This is a genomic window from Streptococcus humanilactis (assembly GCF_019448275.1).
GTDB classification, from domain to species: domain Bacteria; phylum Bacillota; class Bacilli; order Lactobacillales; family Streptococcaceae; genus Streptococcus; species Streptococcus humanilactis.
On sequence record NZ_JAHXBZ010000001.1, the window covers coordinates 346,806 to 369,160 of the forward strand.

Genomic DNA, 22,355 nt, shown 5'->3' on the forward strand with positions numbered 1-22,355 from the left:
GTTAAATCAACGGCCGAACTTTTGAATTTCAAGGTTCGGGATAAAATAGTTCACTGAACTATTTTATTTTTTAAGGTTGTAGAATGATTTCAATCCACGGTATTCAGCTACTTCACCAAGTTGGTCTTCGATGCGAAGCAATTGGTTGTATTTAGCGATACGGTCTGTACGTGAAAGTGAACCAGTCTTGATTTGTCCTGCGTTAGTTGCAACTGCGATGTCAGCGATTGTTGAATCTTCAGTTTCACCTGAACGGTGTGATACAACGGCAGTGTAACCAGCTTCTTTCGCCATTTCGATAGCGTCGAATGTTTCAGTAAGAGTACCGATTTGGTTAACTTTGATAAGGATTGAGTTAGCAGCGCCTTCTGCAATACCTTTTTCAAGGTAAGAAGTGTTTGTTACGAAGAAGTCGTCACCAACCAATTGAACTTTACCACCAAGACGTTCAGTAAGAGCTTTCCAACCGTCCCAGTCATTTTCATCCATACCATCTTCGATAGTGATGATTGGGTATTTGTTTACCAATTCTTCAAGGTAGTCGATTTGTTCTGCAGCAGTACGTACAGCTGCTCCTTCACCTTCGAATTTAGTGTAGTCGTAAACTTTACGTTCTTTATCGTAGAATTCTGATGAAGCACAGTCAAATCCGATAAATACGTCTTTACCAGGAACATATCCAGCAGCTTCGATAGCAGCAAGGATAGTTTCAACTCCGTCTTCAGTTCCTTCAAAACGAGGAGCAAATCCACCTTCGTCACCTACGGCTGTTTCCAAACCACGAGATTTAAGGATTTTCTTAAGAGCATGGAAGATTTCAGCACCCCAACGAAGAGCTTCTTTGAATGATGGTGCACCAGCAGGTACGATCATGAATTCTTGGAAAGCGATTGGAGCGTCAGAGTGAGAACCACCGTTGATGATGTTCATCATTGGAGTTGGAAGAACTTTAGTGTTGAATCCACCTAGGTAGCTGTAAAGTGGGATTTCAAGGTAGTCAGCAGCAGCACGAGCTACAGCGATAGACACACCAAGGATTGCGTTTGCACCCAATTTACCTTTGTTAGGAGTACCGTCAAGAGCGATCATAGCACGGTCGATAGCTTGTTGATCACGTACATCGTAGCCAATGATAGCTTCAGCAATGATGTTGTTTACGTTGTCAACAGCTTTTTGTGTACCAAGACCACCGTAACGAGATTTGTCACCGTCGCGAAGTTCAACTGCTTCGTGTTCACCAGTAGAAGCTCCTGATGGAACCATACCACGTCCGAAAGCACCTGATTCAGTGTAAACTTCTACTTCAAGTGTTGGGTTACCGCGTGAGTCTAGGACTTCGCGAGCGTAAACATCAGTAATAATTGACATTTTTTACTCTCCTTATGAGTTAAATTTTTTACACCTCTATAATACCTTAAAACCCCTCCTTTTTCAAGAAAAAACGTTATCTTTGTGCAAATTTTCCTTAACTTTATAAAGTAATCGCTTTCTTTTGTCTGTTTTATTCTAACTTTTATGATATACTGTTTTCATGACAGATTTATCAAAACAATTACTTGAAAAAGCTCATGGTGGAGCAAAATTAAATCCAGATGAGCAAAGACGCTATCTTGGCACTTTTGAGGAAAGAGTTCTTGGATATGCAGATATTGACACAGCAAATAGTCCTCAGCTAGAAAAAGGTTTTTTATCTATTTTAGAAAATCTTCAGGAAAAAGCAGAGCCACTATTTGTGAAGATTTCACCAAATATCGAATTTGACAAACAAGTTTTCTACTTAAAAGAAGCAAAAGAAACCGATAGTCAAGCTACCATTGTATCTGAAGAGCATACTTCTTCTCCTTTTGGCCTGATTATCCACACCAATGCACCCGTTCAAGTAGAAGAAAAAAACCTTCGACTTGCTTTTGCAAAACTTTGGGAAGTTAAAAAGGAAGAACCAACCAAAACATCTATCTGGAAGAAATGGTTTGGCTAAATCTTGTGCATATTTAATAAATGCCCTATATTGGCAGCCGTGTGCTCCAAATAGAGACTGGCATTTTTCAAACTATCTTCTAGTAGTTCACTTTTCTCCAAAATTGAAAAAGCCGCTTGGATATTCTCAAATGGTAGGGAAGGTAAATCCTCAGCAAGACTACCGCAAATAGCAATAACAGGAACTCCGACAGGGGTTCTTTTTGCGACACCAATAGGCGCTTTACCTGCTAAACTTTGACTATCTAGCTTTCCTTCTCCAACAATAACCAAATCAGCATCTGCAACTTTCTTATCAAAGTTGATTAGGTTCAAGCAGGTATCAATTCCCGACACGATATTTGCCTGAGCAAAGGCACACAAACCAGCAGCAATGCCTCCACCAGCTCCTGCTCCTTTAATTTCCAATGTTGCAGGTGAGACTTTTTCATAAAAATCTTGTATTGCCTGATCTAGGACTGGAAACATAGCAGGAAGTACGCCTTTTTGTTTGCCAAAAATGTAGGTCGCACCTTGAGGACCACATAAGGGACTCGCGACATCTGCTAAAATACGAATTTGAACATCTTCAGGAATTTCATAGCGATTTTCTGTTGAAACAGAAGCTAAGTTTAATAAGGATTGACAGCAAGTAGGCAAGACATTTCCATCCCTATCATAAAATCGGTAACCTAAACCAGCAGCGATCCCAATTCCTCCGTCATTACTGGCCGTGCCACCAACGCCGATATAGATTTCTGTAATCCCTTTAGCAATGAGATGACGAATCAACTCTCCAATACCACTAGTTTGGATTTGAAGTGGATTTCGTTTCACTATCGGAATTTTTCCAAGGCCAACCAAGTCGGCAACTTCAAATAGCGCCAGTTCCTCTTTTTGAAAATAGCGCATTTCTTCTTTTTGTCCAAAAGGGCCTGTCACTTGGATCCATTTTTCTTCAAGGTCAAGAGAATGTCGAATGGAATCTACTGTACCTTCGCTACCATCACCAACAGGGCAGAGGAGGCATTCTACATCTGCTATCGATTGTTGGAAGCCTCTTTTTATTGCTTCAGCTACCTCTTCAGCGGTCAAGCTTTCCTTAAATGAATCTGGTGCAATTACAATTTTCATATTTTTCCCTCATTCTAAACAGTCAATCAAAGGAAGAACTTCTAAAAAATCCCTCTTGTCAACATGATTCGGTATTTCTTTTTTGAGCACTTCTTTGGCACAAAAGGCGATTCCTATCCCCGCCGACTTCAACATTAATAAATCATTGGCCCCATCACCGATTGCAATCGTTCTTTCTTTAGAAAGTTTTAGTTCCTCTGTCCATTTTTCCAGAGTTGCTTTTTTGACTTCGGGATTAATAATTTGTCCAACTAACTTTCCTGTTAGAAAACCGTCTTTGACTTCAAGTTGGTTTGCAGAGAAATAGGCAATGTCGAGGGATTTTGCTAATCTCTCAACTATTGGAGTAAATCCACCGGACACCAGACCAACTAGGATTCCATTCTTTTGGAGAATGGAAATGAATTCCTGGGCATTTGACGTTAGATGAATAGTGTTGAAGACTTTATCAAAAACCGAAACAGGAAGACCTTCCAACAAGGACACTCTTTTTCGTAAACTGCTTTCAAAGTCCAACTCTCCTTGCATTGCCCGACTTGTAATCAGCGAAATTTCCTCCTCACGACCTACCTCTCTTCCCAAAAGATCAATCACTTCTTCTAGGATTAAGGTTCCATCTACATCCATAACACACAAGCCTTTTACTTGAGACATCAGTTCTCCTCTCTAAACAGCCTAAAAATCGTATGAAGTCATCATACGATTTTATCTATTAATTAACTAAACTATGGTACAAGTCAAGGTATGACTTGCAAGCTGTATCCCATGAGAAATCACACTCCATAGCTTGTTTTTGTAGATTTCTCCAAACATCAGGATGGTTTCTATACAAGTCCAATGCTGTTTGGAAAGTCCAATTTAACCAATAAGGAGATAGATTGTCAAAGCTAAAGCCAGTACCACTTCCTTCAATTGGATTGAAAGCACGAACTGTATCTCGCAAGCCACCAACTTCATGGACCAATGGCAAGGTTCCGTAACGCATAGCCATCATTTGAGACAAGCCACACGGTTCGAAACGACTCGGCATGAGGAAGAGGTCACAAGCAGCGTAGATTTCTTGAGCTAGTTTGACATCAAAAGTGATATTTGCTGATAGCTTATCTGGGTAGATTTGAGCAAACCATGAGAAAGCTCCTTCAAATGCTGGATCGCCAGTTCCCAAAAGAACAATCTGAACATCATTTTGCAAGATATGGTGAAGACTTTCAACCACCACATCAAAACCTTTTTGACGTGTCAAACGAGAAACAATTCCCACCAGTGGAACGTCGGCTCTAACTGGCAAGCCTACTCTCTCTTGCAATTTTGCCTTATTTTTGGCTTTTCCAGACAAATCTTCCTGATTGAAATGATAGTCTAAAAGAGCATCCGTATGAGGATTATACAGGTCAGCATCAATCCCATTCACGATACCAGACACCTTGCCAGACTCCATTCGAAGAATTTGATCCAAGTTACATCCGAACTGACTGGTCATAATTTCATGAGCATAGCTAGGTGAAACGGTTGAAACACGGTCAGCATAAAGAATACCAGCCTTCATCCAGTTCAGACAGTTGTTCCATCGAAGGGTGCCATCAGCATAACGTTCAAAGCCGACTCCAAACAAATCCCATAACATTCCTTCTGAAAATTGTCCTTGGAATTCCAAATTATGAATGGTTAAAACAGTTTTTATTCCTTGATAGGCTTGAATCCAACGGTATTTTTCCTTTAACAAGAAAGGAATCATAGCTGTATGGTAGTCATGAACATGGAGAAGGTCAGGAATAAAGTCAATCCTTTCCATAGCCTCAATGGCAGCAAGTTGGAAAAAGGCAAAGCGTTCTCCGTCATCAAAATCACCGTAAACATGACCACGGAAAAAATAATATTGATTGTCAATAAAGTAGAAGGTCACACCGTTTAAGACTGTTTTCTTAATTCCACAATACTGTCTGCGCCAACCAACACTCACCTCAAAATGAAGAACATCTTCAATCTGATTTCCAAATTTAGCCTCTACCATGTCATAGTAGGGTAAAATCACTGCAACTTCGTGCCCAGCTTTTACCAGTGATTTGGGAAGAGCGCCAATGACGTCTCCCAAACCACCTGTTTTTGAAAAGGGTGCACCTTCTGCTGCTACAAATAAAATTTTCATGAATGAATATCCTCTGTTACTTTGCTACCTTTCTTAACGACAACTGGATGTTCTGCAGTTCCTCGAATCACAACACCAGGCTCAACTTCAACACCCTTGTCCAAGATAGCATATTCTACCTGAGCTCCTTCTCCAATAACAACACGAGGGAAGAGCAGGCTATCTTTAACCAAGCTATCCTTATGGACATGAATATTACGTGATAGAACAGAATTAGCCACTTGACCTTCAATGATACTACCAGACGCAAACTGAGAAGTACTTACCTTAGATGTATTGGCATAGTAAGTTGGCTCTTCGTTTTTGACCTTTGTATAAATTTTTTGATTTGGTGAGAAGAGAGAATAAAACTTTTGCGATTCAAGCATATCTTTGTTAGCTTGATAATAAGACTCTACAGAATGAATATTTGCCAGATAACCTGTGTACTCGTAGGCAAAAGCCCCTTCTTTTGCAGCCAAATCCCGTAAAACATAGCGCAACTTCTCTGGATGTTCTTTTTTAGCTTCTTCTTCCAAGCGTTCAATCAACCAAGGTGTATCAACGACAAAGATATCTGTGGACATATTGTAAATTTCATCTGTTGATTTGCTATCAAAGAGTTTATGAGAACGAACATGGTCTGTTTCATCCACTTCCAAGAGTGCATTGACTTCTGAAATATCTTTCTTAGGGAGTTTTTTATAAACCACAGTGATAGGCCCTTTTGTTGTACTATGTAGATGGAAAACTTGGTTCAAATCGATGTTAATCAGAACATCACAGTTGAGGGCAACTGTTTGGTTTGACCCAGAGCGTTTTAAATAGGTGAGCAGCTGTTGGTAGTATTCTTTTCCAACTGTGCTACTTTCTACACGGGTATTGTAAATTCCTAGATAGTAATGGCTAAGAAGGGTTGATAAGCCCCACTCACGTCCTGAACGAATATGGTCAAAGACTGAGCTGATATTATCCTGCTGGAAAATACCAAAGACACTACGAACACCTGCATTAGCAAGGCTTGAAAGCGGGAAGTCAATCAAGCGATATTTCCCACCAAATGGTAAACTAGCTACTGGACGGTGGTCTGTCAGTGTTGACATATCATGAAAACCAACTGTATTTCCTAAAATGGCAGAATATTTATCAATCTTCATCTGTTGCTACCCCCACTACTTCATCATATCCTACAACTTGTGCTTCTTCTGTTCCATCAATTTCGACACCGTCAGAAATAATCGCACCTTCACCAATAATGGCACGTTTAATCTTAGCTCCTTGACCAATGATAGCTCCACTCATGATAACTGAATCAACAACTTCTGCCCCTTCGCGAACTTGCGCCCCTGTTGAAAGGATAGAATGTTTAACAGTTCCATCAACGAAACATCCGTCTACAACCAAGGAATCTTCCACATGAGCATTTGCCCCAAGGAAGTTTGGTGGTGAAATTAAGTTTCTTGAGTAAATCTTCCATTGACGGTTACGGCTGTCCAAGGCATTCTCTGGAGAAATGTACTCCATGTTCGCTTCCCAAAGCGACTCAATGGTACCAACATCTTTCCAGTAACCTTTAAATTCATAGGCATAGACACTTTCACCTGACTCAAGGTAATTTGGAATGACATTTTTACCAAAGTCTGACATATCGACATTGCTCTTTTCAGCAGCAACGAGCATATTGCGCAGACGTTGCCAATCAAAGATGTAAATTCCCATAGAAGCTTTGGTAGATTTAGGTTGAGCTGGCTTTTCTTCAAATTCAACAATGCGGTTATTGGCATCTGTGTTCATAATACCAAAACGGCTAGCTTCTTTCAGAGGAACATCAAGAACTGCTACTGTCAAACTAGCATTATTATCCTTGTGAGACTGGAGCATATCATCATAGTCCATTTTGTAGATGTGGTCCCCAGACAGAATCAAGACATACTCAGGATTGACACTGTCGATATAGTCGATATTTTGGTAAATAGCATGACTAGTCCCTTCGAACCAACGATTTCCTTCACTTGCAGAATAAGGTTGAAGAATAGAGACACCAGAATTGATACCGTCTAGTCCCCAGCTTGAACCATTCCCAATATGGTTATTGAGAGCAAGAGGTTGGTACTGTGTAATGACTCCAACATTGTGAATCCCTGAGTTGGCACAGTTTGAAAGAGCAAAGTCAATGATACGGTAGCGCCCACCAAATTGCACAGCTGGTTTTGCGATGCTTTGAGTGAGTTTACCGAGACGAGTTCCTTGCCCACCAGCAAGAATCAAAGCTAACATTTCATTCTTCATTTTCTACTCCTTTTTGGTTTTTACTTGTGACGGTTTTTGCAGATTTCAAGCGACGTTTGATTTTCCAAACACTTGCTCCCATAGCCGGTAGGGTAAAGGTTAAGGTCTGCTCATAATCTTTCCATAGTCCTTCTTGCGTTTGAACAGTTTGATTATGTTCTTTCCAAACGCCTCCCCACTCTTCTAACTCAGTATTCCATACTTCTTCGTAAATTCCTGCAACGGGTAGTCCGATTGTAAAATCTCTGCGTTCAACAGGTGCCATATTAAAGACGCAGACTAGCATGTCGCCCTTCTTACCCTTACGGATGAAGGAAAGAACACTCTGGTCTCGATTATCCGCATCAATGATTTCAATACCATCATAGCTGGTATCGACTTCCCACAGACAGCGATGATCTTTGTAAAACTGGTTTAGCTGAGAAGTGAAATACTTCATCTTAGCATTCATTGGATCTTCTAGATTAGACCATTCCAACTGCTCTTCAGATCTCCATTCTAGGAATTGGCCGTATTCACTACCCATGAAGAGCAATTTCTTACCAGGGTGACAAATTTGGTAAGTGTAGAGATTGCGTAAACCTGCGAATTGATTATAACGATCTCCCCACATCTTGTGCATCATACTCTTCTTACCGTGAACCACTTCATCGTGCGAGAATGGTAGGAGATAGTTTTCATTGAAAACATACATAAAGCTGAAAGTCACCAAATTAAAGTCATACTTACGGTAAATAGGGTCTTCTTCGTAGAATCGGAGGATATCATTCATCCAGCCCATATTCCACTTGTAGTCAAATCCTAGACCACCAAGCTCTTTCATTCCCGTAATCTTGGTTGCTGACGAACTTTCTTCTGCGATCATCATCACATCTGGATGTGCTAGTTTAATGACATCATTCAAGCGTTGAAGGAAATAGTAACCCTCATAGTTGAGATTGCCACCATCTTTATTAGGTGTCCATGGAGCATCATCGTAGTCTAAATAGAGCATATTGCTAACCGCATCCACGCGAATACCGTCCAAATGATAAAAGTCAATCCAAAACTTAATACTAGAAATCAAGAAAGACTGGACTTCATTCTTCCCAAGGTCGAAATTGAGTGCTCCCCAACCGTAGTTATGAGCCTTATTATGGTCTTGGTATTCAAAAGTCGGTGTTCCATCATAATAGGCCAAGGCATCATCATTAATGGTGAAATGACCAGGTACCCAGTCTACAATAACCCCAATATTGTTTAAGTGACATTCCTCAACAAAATCTTGAAACTCTTCAGGACGACCATAGGCATGCTCTAAAGCGAAGTAACCCATAAGCTGGTAACCCCAACTCAAACCGAGAGGGTGAGACATCAAGGGCATAAACTCAATGTGAGTATAGTTCATCTCAACTAGGTAAGGAATGAGTTCATCTTTCAATTGAGCAAAACTATAAGGACTTCCATCTGGATTTCTCTTCCACGATCCAGCATGAACTTCGTAGATATTGACAGGACGTTCAAAGAAAGTCCAACGTTTTCTACGAGCTAACCAAAGCCCATCCTTCCATTTCTTTTCTGGAATCACTGTTAAAATAGCTCCAGTACCCGGACGTGCCTCATATCGTACAGCCAAAGGGTCAATCTTCATCAGCTGATGACCATTTGCACGCGTGATATGATACTTATAAATTTGGCCTTCTTGAGCAAGAGTAGTGAAGACTTCCCAGACTCCAAATTCATTTCGTTCCATCGGAATTTGATTTTCTACCCAATTCGTGAAATCTCCCACCAAGTGGACAGTCTGAGCATTGGGAGCCCACACACGAAATGTATAACCGTATTCTCCATTTAGTTCTTCCCTATGTGCTCCTAGATAATGCTGAAGGTGAAAATTTTCTCCTGTCATAAAGGTGCGCAAAGCTTCTCTTTTATCCATAATACCTCCTCTTTTCTGTAAGCGTTTTCTATAGATTTATTATACTACCTTTTTAGGGAAGATTCAAGTAAATTACGGAATTTGCAAAAAAATCTTTTGAAAGTCTTCAACAAATTCACTGATGTGTTCACTTGTAAATCAAGAAATTTTCAAACAGATTATGAAAACGAATTGTTTTTTTACAATACTATCATAAAGTTCGTCATTTTACTAATAAAATTGTTGTTTTAAAGTAAAAAATAAAATCAGGAAAACAATTTCCTGATTTTACATTTTATTTCACATCAAAAACAATGGATTTGACATTTGTCATCGCTTCAATGCTATATTTAATTCCTTGCACTCCAGCTCCAGAACCTTTGACACCAAGGAATGGGAAATTATCTGGACCACGTTGGGTTTTATTATTAATATGAACTGTACCCACTTCAAGTTTTTCAGCAATTTCAAAGGCCTTTTTGAAATCATTTGTAAAGACTGAGGATTGAAGACCGAATTCAGATTCGTTGGCAAAGGCAATTGCTTCTTCTACATTAGCCACACGAATAATTGGTAAAACAGGGCCAAATGGCTCTTCCCATGCTACTTTCATATCTTTTGTCACTTGGTCAAAAAGCACTGGCCAGAGAAGATTGCCCTCACGTTTGATTGGTGTAAGAGCCTGAGCCCCTTTTTCTTGTGCATCCTCAATCAAGCCCCAAATAAAGTCGGCTGAAGCATTGTCAATAACAGGTGTAATATCAGCATTGTCAAATGGGTCACCAACTGTTAATTTAGCAACCTCTGCTTGAAGCAAAGTAACTAATGTATCTGCAACACTTTCGAGAACAATAACACGTTTAATGGCCGTGCAACGTTGCCCTGAGTAGCTAAAGGCACCCGCAACAATTTGCTTGGCAGCATGTTCCAAATCTGCATCTTCTAGTACAAGAGCTGCATCTTTCCCACCAAGCTCCAGCATGATAGGACGCATACCAGCTAAACGACCAATACGTTCTCCGATAGGGGTTGATCCTGTAAAGTTGATGAAGTTGACTTCTTTGTGCTCAATGATATAATCCCCAATTTCTGAACCACGCCCCGTAATGGTATTGAAAACACCTGCTGGAATCCCTGCTTCTTCAAATGCTTTAGCCAACAAGAGACCAGAAATAGAACCTTGTGTTGGTGGCTTAAACATAACCACATTCCCTGCAATCAAGGCCGGAGCAATCTTAGATCCAGAAAGGTTGACTGGATAGTTAAAAGGAGCAATAGCTAGCACGACTCCAACCGGCTCACGACGAACAACAGCCAGTTTGTTTTTACTTGCTGCTTCAAAACCGCCACCTTCCATCGCTTGTCCAGTGATCCGTAACCCTTCCTCTGCAGCATAGCGGATCAAGTCTGCGGTACGCACGACTTCTCCAATTGCTGCTTTAATCCCTTTTGCTACTTCTTTGGCAAGGATAGTACCAATTTCTTCCTTATCGCGTTCTAAAATAGCTGCTGTCTTATGCAAATAAGCCGCACGTTCAACTGCTGATAAAGCTCGCCATGCTGGCAGGGCTGCACGCGCAGCTTTCATAGCCTCATCTACTTCTGCTTGGCTCATAGCGGGTACTGTCCCTAATTCTTCTTGATTGATTGGTGAATAAATCTTAATTTCTTTTTCAGATGATTTCCATTCTCCATTTACTAAATTCTGATATCTTGTCAAATTCTCGTCCTCCTGAAAATGATTAAGATATATTTTACCAAATTTTCAGAAAATTACAACCCTTTTTGCAATATTTTTGAGATTATTTTCACAAGCTTGACTTTTCAAACTATTTGAACTCTTTTGTTAAGCAGTCAGTACAAAAAGAAAAGGCTTAGATGAACTAAACCTTTTTCTTGCTATGTTATTTTTCATTGACTTTTGTGATTTCTAGTATCAAGATATCCTAGAAATTATACGACATACTTGATAACTTTTGATTTTTTCTACAAGACTTTAAAGACGCTGGCACTGACGCCACCAACCATGTCTTTATCACTTAAATGGCTATTGGTCACCAATAGTTCTAAATTTCCAGCATTTTCAAACTGGAAGTCTTGCCCTTTAGCATTAAATACAACCAGTAAATGGTCTTCACCTTGAATCTCATAAACAATCAAACCACTATGTTCATTTGCTGAATGAACAAAAACATGATGGTAAATTTCATCATAAGTAGGGTAAGAAAAGGCACCGGTTCCTGTCTTCAATCGAATCATCTGACGGATAAACTCAATACTATCTTGACGCTCATTAATCAAGTCCCAGTTCACTTGGTTCACACTGTCTGGAGCATTATAGCTATTCATAGCACGCTCTCTATCATCATGAGTCAACTCACCATTCTCACCTGTCACAACCAGTTTGGTACGACCAAATTCTTGACCGATTTCCATAAAGGACATCCCTTGCATGAGTAGATTCATGGCTGTGGCAGTTTCGACTTTACGCATGATTTGTTCTGAACTTTGGTCTGGATGAAGAGTTGCCAATAAATCGTGGAGATTGTAATTGTCATGGGCTTCCACATAGTTAAGTACTTGATTTGGATGTGTATAGGTTCCTAATTCACGACTGCCTAGGATTGCTTTGGCAAGAATTGGCTCTGTCGCAGCACCGCTGACAAAACCTGATTTAATTGCACCGTAAACTTCTCCACCTTTGACAGCATCACGCTGATTGTCATTAAAGAAACCAATATTTGGCATTTCGTAGGCGTTGTCTTTCTTAGCCTTATCATAAGGGGCAAGACCTGTTCCCATGTCCCAACCTTCTCCATAAAGGATAATGTTAGGGTCAATTTCATCCAAACTCTGACGAATCATCTGCATGGTCTTGACATCATGAATCCCCATCAAGTCAAAACGGAAACCGTCAATGTTGTATTCCTGCACCCAGTATAGAAGAGAATCAATCATATACTTGCGGAACATTTCGTGTTCACTGGCTGTTTCATTTCCAACACCCGTTCCATTCTGGAAGGTACCGTCTGGATTCATACGATAATAGTAATCAGGGACAGTTGTTTGGAAAGGTGCATCAACAACTGAGAAGGTATGGTTATAGACCACATCCATAATAACACCAATACCCGCATCGTGGTAAGCTTGAACCATGGTCTTCAAATCACGAATAACCTGAGCTGGATCATCTGGATTAGTTGAAAGGCTCGTTTCTGGTGCGTTATAGTTTTGTGGGTCATAACCCCAGTTGTAGGTTACATTACCATCCTCATCGTATTCTTTATGACGGTCTGCAATTGGTTGCAATTGAACATAATTGTAGCCTATCTTCTTGATGTAATCAAAAGCAGTTGACTGGCCGTACTGGTTAACTGTTCCAGTCTGAGCAGCACCTAAGAAAGTTCCTCTAAGATGTTCATCCACACCTGAGGTCGGTGATTTGGTCAAATCACGAATGTGCATTTCACAGATAACTGCCTTACATGGATTTGCCAAGCGCCAAGTAGCCTCAGAACCATGCTTAACCTCGAAGTTTGCAACTTGCTTTTCTTCATGGCTCAGGATAGCTGAACGTTTGCCATCAGGACTGGTTGCGATGGTATAAGGATCGCGTGTCAGTGTTTGGTGGTGAGGGAATTGGACTTGATACTGATAAGTTTTACCAGTCAAATCTTCCTCAACATCCAAACTCCAGACACCGATTGTATTGTCCTTATGATTATAGGAGTAGCTATTGCCTCTCTCCATCTCAAAGGTCTTCCAAACAGGAGCATCATTAGCAGCTGATTCATAAACGACAACCTGCACTTCTGTCGCTGTAGGAGCCCAGAGAGCAAAATGAGCCTGATTGTCCTCTACACGGCAACCCAATTCACCTTGGTAGCCCCAATGGTGATCAAAACTAGCACTATTGATAGCCTTGTCAAAGGCAAAAGGATTTTGATTTTTATAGAAAGGACTGGCAATAGCAGGATTTTCAGAATAATAAATTCTATCATCACCTTCCAAAATCCAGACCTCTGTTAAGAGGGGATAGTGATTAAAACGGATAGCATATTCTTTACTGGTTTGGCCGGTATGAACCACAAAATTCAAGCTTTCTAAGGGATGAACGCTTGGGTGTTCAAAACTAAATAAGGCACCAAAATAATCTTCTTTGTAGGTTAGCAAATCAATTCGCTGGTCCTGACTTTTTACAAAAGAGCAAGTGTCATATTCTCCATTCTTGCGGTGGTAATGAATGCGCATAGGGTAGTTATACATTGTTTATTTTTCCTTTTTACTTTTTAATTTATTTCTATTTCACTAATAAATACTTGACCATTTTGTCCCGATTAACAAACTAGTTATACTGTCTAAACTCTGGTTTTAAACTATCATTACAAACTTTCTAGCCAAGCTTCATCTCGAACTTCAATACCGAGTTCTTGTGCTTTTTGAAGTTTACTTCCAGCGTCTGCACCTGCCACGACGAGGTCGGTCTTTTTAGAAACACTGCCTGTTACCTTGGCACCCAGACTTTCGAGTTTACTTTTAGCTTCTGAGCGCTTGAGACGTTCCAATTTTCCTGTCAATACAACAGTTAAACCTGACAAGGCTGCATCCGCTACTACAGTCTGACCTTTATAGTCCAGATTGACCCCAGCTTCTTTCAATTCTTTAAGGAGAATTTCAGAGCCCTCTGTCGCAAAATAAGTCTGAAGACTTTTGGCAATCACGCCACCCAGACTTTCAATACTAGCTACTTCCTCTGGATCTGCCTGAGCCAGATTTTCAATCGAGTGGAAATATTGAAGTAACAGCTGACTGGCCTTACTGCCGACATGGCGAATTCCCAAACCGAATAAGAGCTTTTCAGCAGAATTTTCCTTGGAAGCTTGGATGGCCTGATAAAGTTTAGCAGCAGACTTTTCCTTAACACCCTCTAAAAGAAGGAAATCTTCTTCTCGCAAACGGTAAATATCCGCCACATCCTTAACCAGATTAGCAGCAAAGAGTTTTTCGACTACTGATGGACCAAGACCTGTAATATTCATGGCATCACGAGAGGCAAAGTGAATCAAACCTTCCATGATTTGAGCAGGACAACGCGGATTGATACAACGGAGAGCCACTTCATCTTCAAAGTGCAACAAGTCAGACTCACAACTTGGGCAGTTTGTAGGAATATCTAGTTTCTCTTCAGAAACCCGTTTAGATTCTACCACACGCAAGACAGCAGGGATAATATCTCCAGCCTTATAGACGATAACCGTATCGTCCTTGCGGATATCTTTTTCAGCAATATAATCCACGTTGTGAAGGGTCGCACGGCTAACAGTTGTCCCAGCAAGCTGAACAGGAGTCAGATTGGCAGTTGGAGTCACAACACCCGTACGTCCAACTGTCCAGTCAACTGATAAGAGTTGGGCTTCTTTTTCCTCAGCAGGAAACTTGTAGGCTACTGCCCACTTGGGAGCCTTAACGGTAAAGCCAAGCTCTTCTTGGCCTGCTAGATCATTGACCTTGATCACCACCCCATCGATATCATAGGGCAGATTGTCTCGTTCCTGTCCTACTTCTTGGATAAATTTCCAAATCTCATCCATGCTTTCAGCCAGAATTCGCTTAGGATTAACCACAAAACCAAGTTGTTCAAGGTGATTCAAAACCTTTTCTTGGCTATCACGAGTTGAAGGACTGGCTTCTTGATAGAGAAAAGTCGCAAGATTGCGCTTGGCAACTACTGCTGTATCCAGCTGACGTAGTGTGCCTGCTGCCGCATTACGAGGATTGGCAAATTCAGGCTCTCCATTTTCTTGACGAGCTTGGTTAACCTGGTCAAAAGAAGCGCGTGGCATATAACATTCCCCACGAACTGTGATATCTAGTTCTTCTGGCAAAGTTAACGGAATGTCCTTAACACGCTTAAGGTTTTCTGTGATATTTTCACCAATTGAACCATCTCCACGTGTTGCCCCAGCAACTAAAATCCCCTTTTCATAAGTAAGCGAGATAGATAAGCCATCGATTTTCAGCTCACAAATATAGGTTGGATGAGCCACTTCCTTACGAACACGCGCATCAAAAGCTTCAAGCTCCTCACGTGAAAAAGCATCCTGCAAACTGTAAAGAGGATACTGATGACTGTATTTTTCAAAACCATCTAAAACCTTGCCACCAACACGATGGGTCGGACTGTCTGCTAACACTTGATCTGGATAGGCAGTTTCTAACTCAACCAATTCTCTGTAAAGTCGATCATACTCACTGTCTGAAACCGACGGATTATCGCTGGTATAGTACTCAGTCGCATAGCGATTGAGCAAGGCGACTAACTCATTCATTCTTTTATTCATAAAACCATTTTACCATAAAGTAAGCCCTCCTCACAAACGAGAAGGGCGGAAAAAACACTTAGATTGGAATTATTTTTGAAGTCCAAGCAAACTTATGTCGCTTTTTCAAAACGAGTTCGTACATAGCCTAGAGCTAAGAAGGATAAGATGACAACTCCTAGTCCAATAATCAAGAAAGAATAAAGATGAACACTTGGAAGAAATGTCATTAAACCTGTTGCAATAGGCATAAATAGTATAGCTAAGGTATAAATCGAACTGAGAACTCTACCAAGATATTCACCTTCAACCTTGGTTTGTACCTGAGTAAAAAAGTGAATATTGAACATCGTCATAAATAATTCACAAATGAAATTCCCTGAAAAAGTCAGATAGGATGGGAGGGTAAATCCCATTATCATCACCCCAAGTCCAGTCAGAGCCAATAAAAACAGAAGCATTTCCATACTGGCTTTAATCTTACTAGCTAGCAGCGCCCCAACAATAGAACCGATAGCCCCCATAGTTAAAATAGTGGCATAGGCACCTTGAACTCCATAGAGCTGATTTGAAAAGGGGAGGAGGTAATTAAAAGCTGCAAAGAAAAAATTGACACTTGATGCCATGACTAACAAAAAGAAGATCTCCTTTTGCTTCACAATATAGCGAACTCCCTCCTTGATATCAGAAAAAATAACGTTGAATGTAAGTTTCTTCTCACCCAAAGTTTTCTCTTCTTTTTTGGGAAGCAAGGCTACCAAACCAAAAGCGAGGAAAAAACTAAGGGCATCTAATACCAAAGTAATGCGAAGACTTGCAAATTGTAAGACCAGAAAAGAAAGCACAGGGGAACTCACACTGACAACCTGCATCACCAATTCCAAACGAGAATTGTAGAGGACCAGTTCATCCTTCTCTACCAATTCTGTGATAATAGCCTTATTTGCTGGTCTAGAAAAGGCAAAGGCAATAGCCTGAACAATGTTGGCAAAAATCAAAGCCCCAATCATCCAGCTATCATTCCTTATGAAAGAAATAGCCAGACAAAGAATCCCACAAACAAGGTCTGTCTCCATTAAAATCTTACGACGAGAAAATCGGTCTGAAATGACTCCGCCAAAGGGATTTACGAGAATAGATGTGACGAGTTCAGAAATCTGATACATTCCTAAAACAGTCTGCCCGATAGTCCCCATGGAAGCCAACCAGACACTATTTCCATAATCATAGAGCATATTCCCTATCTTGTTAACAGCTCCACGACTAATCAACTGTACTGCATAGCGATTCATATAAAAACTCCTCTCAAATTTTGAAACTATTGTATCAAAACCGAAAGGAGCTTTTTTCTTTTTCCCTTATTTGGGAAAATTAATTTTTGATAAATTTTTCGTAGTGTTCCTGATAGTAGGCTACTTGCTCTGGGAGACCTAGCACGTCAAAAATATGCATGGCCTCTTGCATCTGCTTACAACCTTCTTTACACTTTCCTTTTTGATATAAGGCAAAACCTTTTAAATAATGGAAAATATTACGCTCATAAAGCTTAATACCTTTACCAATAATCTTCTCTGTATAAGCCTCAAAATAGCTAGCGTTATCAAAAGAAAGATGCTCTAAACAATGCTGATAACAGTTAAGAGCCAAAATCAACACTAATCTCTTATGGCGACCAATCTCTTGGTAAAATTCCTCCCTCTCCATAACTTCTCTACCAATCCGAGTGACATAGTCCACATCGTAGAAACTATAGAGGTTCCCGAAAAGAATCAACTCATACATGGTCCATTCTTCTGTTTTGAAGAGATAATCTGCTACCTTATCCAAATCATCCTGCTTCATATCATAAGTCGCATCTCTTTGACAAATCAGACCCTGTAGCAAAATCCAGTTCAGCTCAAAATAAAGGGGATTTGTCGAACTCTTAGCCTTTTCAAGTTGTTCTTCTTGAAGCTTTTGAAAACCTGCAATATCATTTGAATAGTAAAGCGGGATAATCTGTGCCATCATAGCAACATGTTCATGATTGTGAAAATTCCTAGCCTTGTCCATGAAATTTTCAATGGTCACATGAATATTATCCAAAATCTCAAAGAAACGTGAAACTGCTAGATCAGACTCCCCAAGCTCAAAGCGAGATAACTGAGAGGTTGAACAGGATTCCCCTGCCGCCTCCTTTAAAGAATAATTTCCACTTGTCCGAAATTCACGAAATACTTTTCCAAGATGTTCCATCTTTACACCTGCTCTGATAATTCTTCCCACTCAAGCATAGCTTCTTCCTGACGATGGCTGATTTTGTCCAGCTCAACCTGCAATTCCATGAGTTTACCTGCATCGTTGGTTTCCAACATTTGTTCAGAAATGGCTTGGCTTTGACTTTCTAACTCTTCAATTTCAGCTTCTAGACTTTCGATTTGTCGCATGAGCTTGCGAACTTCTTTTTGACTTTCTTTCTGAGCTTGATAGTCATTAACTGGGCTTGCTTCTTTTGCTTGATTGCTGGTTGAAGCTTCCTCAGTTTGAATCATTTCTACTTCTGATTTCTTCTCAACATAGTAATCGTAATCTCCAAGATAGAGAGTTGATCTATTCTCAGACAATTCCAGTACATGAGTTGCTACACGATTGATAAAGTAACGGTCATGGCTGACAAAGAGCAAGGTCCCGTCAAAGTCAATCAAGGCATTTTCCAACACTTCCTTGCTATCAATATCCAAGTGGTTGGTCGGCTCATCCAGAATCAAAAAGTTGTTGTTTTCCATAGACAATTTAGCTAAAAGCAAACGAGCTTTTTCGCCACCAGATAGCATACCAACTGATTTTTTAACATCATCTCCTGAGAAAAGGAAGGCACCTAGACGGTTACGAATTTCAACTTCCGGTGTCAATTTGAAATCATTCCAAAGTTCATCCAGTACAGTATTACTTGGTGTCAGCTTGCTTTGAGTCTGATCATAGTAACCAACCTCAACATTAGCGCCAAAGCGTTTTTCACCCTTGATAAACGGAATCTGATCCACGATAGATTTGATAAAGGTTGACTTGCCAATACCATTGGGACCAACGATGGCAACAGCATTCATCTTACGAAGGTCTAGGTTAATCGGTTGTGACAGGACTTCCCCATCATAGCCAATAGCTGCATTTTCAACAGTTAATACAACATTACCAGACGTTTTTTCAGACTGGAAGGTCATATTAGCTGATTTCTTGCCAGCTTCCGGCTTGTCCAAACGCTCCATTTTTTCTAGTTGTTTACGACGGGATTGGGCACGTTTGGTCGTCGAAGCTCGGACTAGATTGCGGTTGACAAAGTCTTCCAGAGCAGCGATCTCCTTCTGCTGCTTTTCATAGTTTTTTGCCTCAGTGGCTAGCTTTTGCTCCTTCAACTCGACAAAACGAGAGTAATTGCCCACATAACGATCCAAGGAATGCTTGGTCAAATCTAGCGTAATTGTCGCAACCTTGTCTAAGAAATAACGGTCATGGCTGACAATAATGAGAGCACCGCTATAATTTATCAAGTAATTCTCTAGCCAAGCAATAGTTTCAATATCCAAGTGGTTGGTTGGCTCGTCCAAGACCAAGAGATTGGGCTTTTCAAGGAGCATTTTAGCTAGAGCCAAACGAGTATTCTGACCACCCGAAAGCTCGGCAATTTTCATCTGCCACATAGATTCGTCAAACTTGAATCCATTCAAAATCGCTCGAATATCAGCTTCATAAGTGAAACCACCTGCTTGGCGAAAATTCTCAGATAAGCGGTCATAATCTGACATCAGCTTATTCAAGTCCTCACCAGACTTTTCACCCATCTCCAACTCCATCTTACGCAGTTGTTTCTCAGTCCGACGCAGGTCATCAAAGACATGAAGCATCTCATCGTAGATAGTGTTTTCAGATTCAAAACGGCTATCTTGGGCTAGGTAAGACAGAGAAATATCTTTTTTCTTATTGATTTCTCCACTAGTTGGCTCCTCTTCTCCAACTAAAATCTTCAAAAGAGTAGACTTACCTGCTCCATTTTTCCCAACAAGGGCAATCCTGTCTCGTTCATCAACCTGCAGGTTGATATTATCAAAAAGAACCTCTCCTGCAAAAGAACGTTCAATTTTATTAGCTTGTAAAATAATCATACAAGTAGTATAGCATGTTTCCCTAAGGCATTCAAGACTTGATAAACAGGCATATGTCACTACTTTTCTGAAAATTATGCTACCGTTTTACTAAAATGTTAAAAAGTGCTATAATGTGAACGGTTAAAACAATTTACAAAAAGGAGAATTTTAATGTCTTACCAAGAAAATTACCAGAAATGGGTTGATTTTGCGGAGCTTCCTGACTACCTTCGTCAAGATTTGGAAAATATGGATGAAAAAACAAAGGAAGATGCCTTCTATACAAATCTTGAATTTGGTACTGCAGGTATGCGTGGCTTGATTGGTGCTGGTACAAACCGCATCAACATCTACGTTGTTCGCCAAGCTACTGAAGGATTGGCTCGTTTGATTGAGTCAAAAGGTGGAAACGAAAAAGAACGTGGTGTCGCAATCGCCTACGATAGCCGTCACTTCTCACCAGAGTTTGCCTTTGAATCTGCGGCAGTTCTTGCTAAACACGGCATCAAATCTTACGTATTTGAAAGCCTACGTCCAACTCCAGAACTATCATTTGCAGTTCGTCACCTCAACTGTTTCGCAGGTATCATGGTCACAGCCAGCCACAACCCTGCGCCATTTAACGGATACAAGGTTTACGGTGAAGACGGTGGACAAATGCCTCCACACGATGCAGACGCTTTGACTACTTATATCCGTGCAATCGAAAACCCATTTGCAGTTGAAGTTGCTGATGTGGAAGCTGAAAAAGCTTCTGGCTTGATTGAAGTTATCGGCGAAGCTGTTGACGTAGAATACCTCAAAGAAGTCAAAGATGTGAACATCAACCCAGCCTTGATTGAAGAATTTGGTAAAGACATGAAGATTGTTTACACACCACTTCATGGTACTGGAGAAATGTTGGCTCGTCGTGCTCTTGCTCAAGCAGGATTTGACTCAGTTCAAGTCGTTGAAGCGCAAGCAACTGCTGACCCAGACTTCTCAACTGTAAAATCTCCAAACCCAGAAAGCCAAGCAGCCTTTGCACTTGCTGAAGAACTTGGTCGTCAAGTTGGTGCAGACGTTCTTGTCGCAACTGACCCTGATGCTGACCGTGTTGGTGTTGAAGTTCTTCAAAAAGATGGTAGCTACCTCAACCTTTCAGGTAACCAAATCGGTGCTATCATGGCTAAATACATCTTGGAAGCCCACAAAAACGCTGGAACTCTTCCAGAAAACGCAGCCCTATGTAAATCTATCGTATCAACTGACTTGGTAACGAAGATTGCTGAAAGCTACGGCGCAACCATGTTCAACGTTTTGACAGGTTTCAAATTTATCGCTGAAAAAATCCAAGAATTCGAAGAAAAACACAATCACACATACATGATGGGATTTGAAGAAAGCTTCGGTTACTTGATTAAACCTTTCGTACGTGATAAAGACGCTATTCAAGCCGTTCTTGTCGTTGCTGAACTTGCTGCCTACTACCGTTCTCGTGGTTTGACACTTGCTGACGGTATCGAAGAAATCTACAAAGAATACGGCTACTACGCAGAAAAGACAATCTCTGTTACCCTTTCAGGTGTTGATGGTGCTGAACAAATCAAAGCAATTATGGCTAAATTCCGTAACAATGCTCCAAAAGAATGGAACACAACAGCTATCACTGTCGTAGAAGACTTCAAGGCTCAAACTGCTACTGCTGCTGACGGAACTGTTACAAACTTAACAACTCCTCCAAGTGATGTTTTGAAATACGCACTTGCTGACGGTTCATGGATTGCTGTTCGCCCTTCAGGTACAGAACCAAAAATCAAGTTCTACATTGCAGTTGTAGGTGAAACCAACGAAGAATCACAAGCTAAGATTGCTAATATTGAAGCAGAAATCAATGCTTTTGTAAAATAAAATCCTATTAAAGATGAGACAAATCAATCTCATCTTTTTTTCGTATCAAATCTAAGCAATTTTAGAAACTTTATGGCATACTAGACATATCAATGAAAGCGAGGTAATCTCATGGAACAATTTTTAGATAACATCAAAGACCTTGAAGTCACTACAGTTGCGCGTGCGCAAGAAGCTCTTGATAATAAAGAAACTGCAACCTTCTTTATTGGTCGTAAAACTTGCCCTTACTGCCGTAAATTTGCAGGTACATTGGCAGGTGTCGTAGCTGAAACTAAAGCTCACATCTACTTCATCAATAGTGAAGAAGCAAGCCAACTCAATGAGTTGCAAGCATTCCGCTCACGCTATGGAATTCCAACTGTACCAGGCTTCGTTCACATTGCAGATGGACAAATCAATGTCCGTTGCGACTCTTCAATGTCAGCACAAGAAATTAAAGATTTTGCAGGATTGTAAAAAATCAGCTAACAAGTTTTAAAATCACAAAAACGCTTTGTGAAGTACATAGATTTCTAGGATACAACAAAAATGTTGTATCCTTTTTTCGCAAAGAAATACCAAAGACAAAAATAAAAAACGTTGATTTAACAACGTTTTACCAAGGAATTCAAAAGAATGCA

General features: G+C 40.5%; 16 protein-coding genes. 3 read left to right on the plus strand and 13 right to left on the minus strand.

Features of this window, described 5'->3' with window-relative positions:
- Positions 1–63: 63 nt before the first annotated feature.
- A complete protein-coding gene (gene eno, locus KV696_RS01675; RefSeq protein WP_000022821.1) occupies positions 64–1,368 on the minus strand; it encodes a surface-displayed alpha-enolase in 1,305 nt (434 codons plus the stop codon).
- Positions 1,369–1,531: 163 nt separating this feature from the next.
- Between eno and KV696_RS01680 the strand changes: the two genes are divergently transcribed.
- Positions 1,532–1,978, plus strand: a complete 447-nt coding sequence (locus KV696_RS01680) for a DUF1694 domain-containing protein (RefSeq protein ID WP_219966678.1) — start codon at positions 1,532–1,534, stop codon at positions 1,976–1,978.
- Here KV696_RS01680 and KV696_RS01685 read toward each other — a convergent pair.
- The 12 genes from KV696_RS01685 to KV696_RS01740 all read right to left on the minus strand — a co-directional run bounded on the left by KV696_RS01685 (position 1,975) and on the right by KV696_RS01740 (position 19,860).
- Positions 1,975–3,090 (minus strand): glycerate kinase, encoded by a 1,116-nt coding sequence (locus tag KV696_RS01685; RefSeq protein WP_219966679.1) that lies wholly within the window; start codon positions 3,088–3,090, stop codon positions 1,975–1,977. The genes KV696_RS01680 and KV696_RS01685 overlap by 4 nt on opposite strands.
- A gap of 9 nt (positions 3,091–3,099) precedes the next feature.
- Positions 3,100–3,744 carry a phosphoserine phosphatase SerB gene (gene serB, locus KV696_RS01690; RefSeq protein WP_219966680.1) on the minus strand — a complete coding sequence of 215 codons (645 nt, stop codon included), beginning with the start codon at positions 3,742–3,744 and terminating at the stop codon, positions 3,100–3,102.
- A gap of 58 nt (positions 3,745–3,802) precedes the next feature.
- Entirely contained in the window at positions 3,803–5,236 is a 1,434-nt protein-coding gene (gene glgA / locus KV696_RS01695) for a glycogen synthase GlgA (protein WP_219966681.1), read from the minus strand.
- Positions 5,233–6,372 carry a glucose-1-phosphate adenylyltransferase subunit GlgD gene (gene glgD, locus KV696_RS01700; protein ID WP_219966682.1) on the minus strand — a complete coding sequence of 380 codons (1,140 nt, stop codon included), beginning with the start codon at positions 6,370–6,372 and terminating at the stop codon, positions 5,233–5,235. Before glgD ends, glgA begins: the two co-directional genes overlap by 4 nt.
- A complete protein-coding gene (locus KV696_RS01705; protein WP_219966683.1) occupies positions 6,362–7,504 on the minus strand; it encodes a glucose-1-phosphate adenylyltransferase in 1,143 nt (380 codons plus the stop codon). Before KV696_RS01705 ends, glgD begins: the two co-directional genes overlap by 11 nt.
- Positions 7,494–9,422 (minus strand): 1,4-alpha-glucan branching protein GlgB, encoded by a 1,929-nt coding sequence (gene glgB / locus KV696_RS01710; RefSeq protein ID WP_219966684.1) that lies wholly within the window; start codon positions 9,420–9,422, stop codon positions 7,494–7,496. Before glgB ends, KV696_RS01705 begins: the two co-directional genes overlap by 11 nt.
- A 274-nt stretch (positions 9,423–9,696) precedes the next feature.
- Positions 9,697–11,121: an NADP-dependent glyceraldehyde-3-phosphate dehydrogenase gene (locus tag KV696_RS01715; RefSeq protein WP_219966685.1), complete on the minus strand. Its 1,425-nt coding sequence runs from the start codon at positions 11,119–11,121 to the stop codon at positions 9,697–9,699.
- Between the two features lie 266 nt (positions 11,122–11,387).
- Positions 11,388–13,667 carry a type I pullulanase gene (gene pulA, locus KV696_RS01720; protein ID WP_219966686.1) on the minus strand — a complete coding sequence of 760 codons (2,280 nt, stop codon included), beginning with the start codon at positions 13,665–13,667 and terminating at the stop codon, positions 11,388–11,390.
- Between the two features lie 116 nt (positions 13,668–13,783).
- Positions 13,784–15,742: an NAD-dependent DNA ligase LigA gene (ligA, locus tag KV696_RS01725; protein WP_219966687.1), complete on the minus strand. Its 1,959-nt coding sequence runs from the start codon at positions 15,740–15,742 to the stop codon at positions 13,784–13,786.
- 92 nt (positions 15,743–15,834) lie between these two features.
- Positions 15,835–17,013: an MFS transporter gene (locus tag KV696_RS01730; RefSeq protein WP_219966688.1), complete on the minus strand. Its 1,179-nt coding sequence runs from the start codon at positions 17,011–17,013 to the stop codon at positions 15,835–15,837.
- 79 nt (positions 17,014–17,092) lie between these two features.
- Positions 17,093–17,956: an Rgg family transcriptional regulator gene (locus tag KV696_RS01735; RefSeq protein ID WP_219966689.1), complete on the minus strand. Its 864-nt coding sequence runs from the start codon at positions 17,954–17,956 to the stop codon at positions 17,093–17,095.
- A gap of 2 nt (positions 17,957–17,958) precedes the next feature.
- Entirely contained in the window at positions 17,959–19,860 is a 1,902-nt protein-coding gene (locus KV696_RS01740) for an ABC transporter ATP-binding protein (RefSeq protein WP_219966690.1), read from the minus strand.
- A 153-nt stretch (positions 19,861–20,013) separates the two neighbouring features.
- Between KV696_RS01740 and KV696_RS01745 the strand changes: the two genes are divergently transcribed.
- Together KV696_RS01745 and KV696_RS01750 are read left to right on the plus strand one after the other, a co-directional pair.
- Positions 20,014–21,732: a phospho-sugar mutase gene (locus KV696_RS01745; RefSeq protein ID WP_084947061.1), complete on the plus strand. Its 1,719-nt coding sequence runs from the start codon at positions 20,014–20,016 to the stop codon at positions 21,730–21,732.
- 111 nt (positions 21,733–21,843) lie between these two features.
- Complete coding sequence (locus KV696_RS01750) at positions 21,844–22,191, plus strand: DUF6568 family protein (RefSeq protein WP_219966691.1); 348 nt, start codon at positions 21,844–21,846, stop codon at positions 22,189–22,191.
- The last annotated feature ends 164 nt before the right edge of the window (positions 22,192–22,355 follow it).

Bases quoted from the DNA above. Each gene is read 5' to 3' on its own strand.
- KV696_RS01735 (WP_219966689.1), bottom strand. From the start codon at position 17,956: ATGGAACATCTTGGAAAAGTATTTCGTGAATTTCGGACAAGTGGAAAT.
- glgA (WP_219966681.1), bottom strand. From the start codon at position 5,236: ATGAAAATTTTATTTGTAGCAGCAGAAGGTGCACCCTTTTCAAAAACA.
- serB (WP_219966680.1), bottom strand. From the start codon at position 3,744: ATGTCTCAAGTAAAAGGCTTGTGTGTTATGGATGTAGATGGAACCTTA.
- KV696_RS01745 (WP_084947061.1), top strand. From the start codon at position 20,014: ATGTCTTACCAAGAAAATTACCAGAAATGGGTTGATTTTGCGGAGCTT.
- KV696_RS01730 (WP_219966688.1), bottom strand. From the start codon at position 17,013: ATGAATCGCTATGCAGTACAGTTGATTAGTCGTGGAGCTGTTAACAAG.
- glgB (WP_219966684.1), bottom strand. From the start codon at position 9,422: ATGGATAAAAGAGAAGCTTTGCGCACCTTTATGACAGGAGAAAATTTT.
- eno (WP_000022821.1), bottom strand. From the start codon at position 1,368: ATGTCAATTATTACTGATGTTTACGCTCGCGAAGTCCTAGACTCACGC.
- glgD (WP_219966682.1), bottom strand. From the start codon at position 6,372: ATGAAGATTGATAAATATTCTGCCATTTTAGGAAATACAGTTGGTTTT.
- KV696_RS01705 (WP_219966683.1), bottom strand. From the start codon at position 7,504: ATGAAGAATGAAATGTTAGCTTTGATTCTTGCTGGTGGGCAAGGAACT.
- ligA (WP_219966687.1), bottom strand. From the start codon at position 15,742: ATGAATAAAAGAATGAATGAGTTAGTCGCCTTGCTCAATCGCTATGCG.
- KV696_RS01680 (WP_219966678.1), top strand. From the start codon at position 1,532: ATGACAGATTTATCAAAACAATTACTTGAAAAAGCTCATGGTGGAGCA.
- KV696_RS01750 (WP_219966691.1), top strand. From the start codon at position 21,844: ATGGAACAATTTTTAGATAACATCAAAGACCTTGAAGTCACTACAGTT.
- pulA (WP_219966686.1), bottom strand. From the start codon at position 13,667: ATGTATAACTACCCTATGCGCATTCATTACCACCGCAAGAATGGAGAA.
- KV696_RS01740 (WP_219966690.1), bottom strand. From the start codon at position 19,860: ATGATTATTTTACAAGCTAATAAAATTGAACGTTCTTTTGCAGGAGAG.
- KV696_RS01685 (WP_219966679.1), bottom strand. From the start codon at position 3,090: ATGAAAATTGTAATTGCACCAGATTCATTTAAGGAAAGCTTGACCGCT.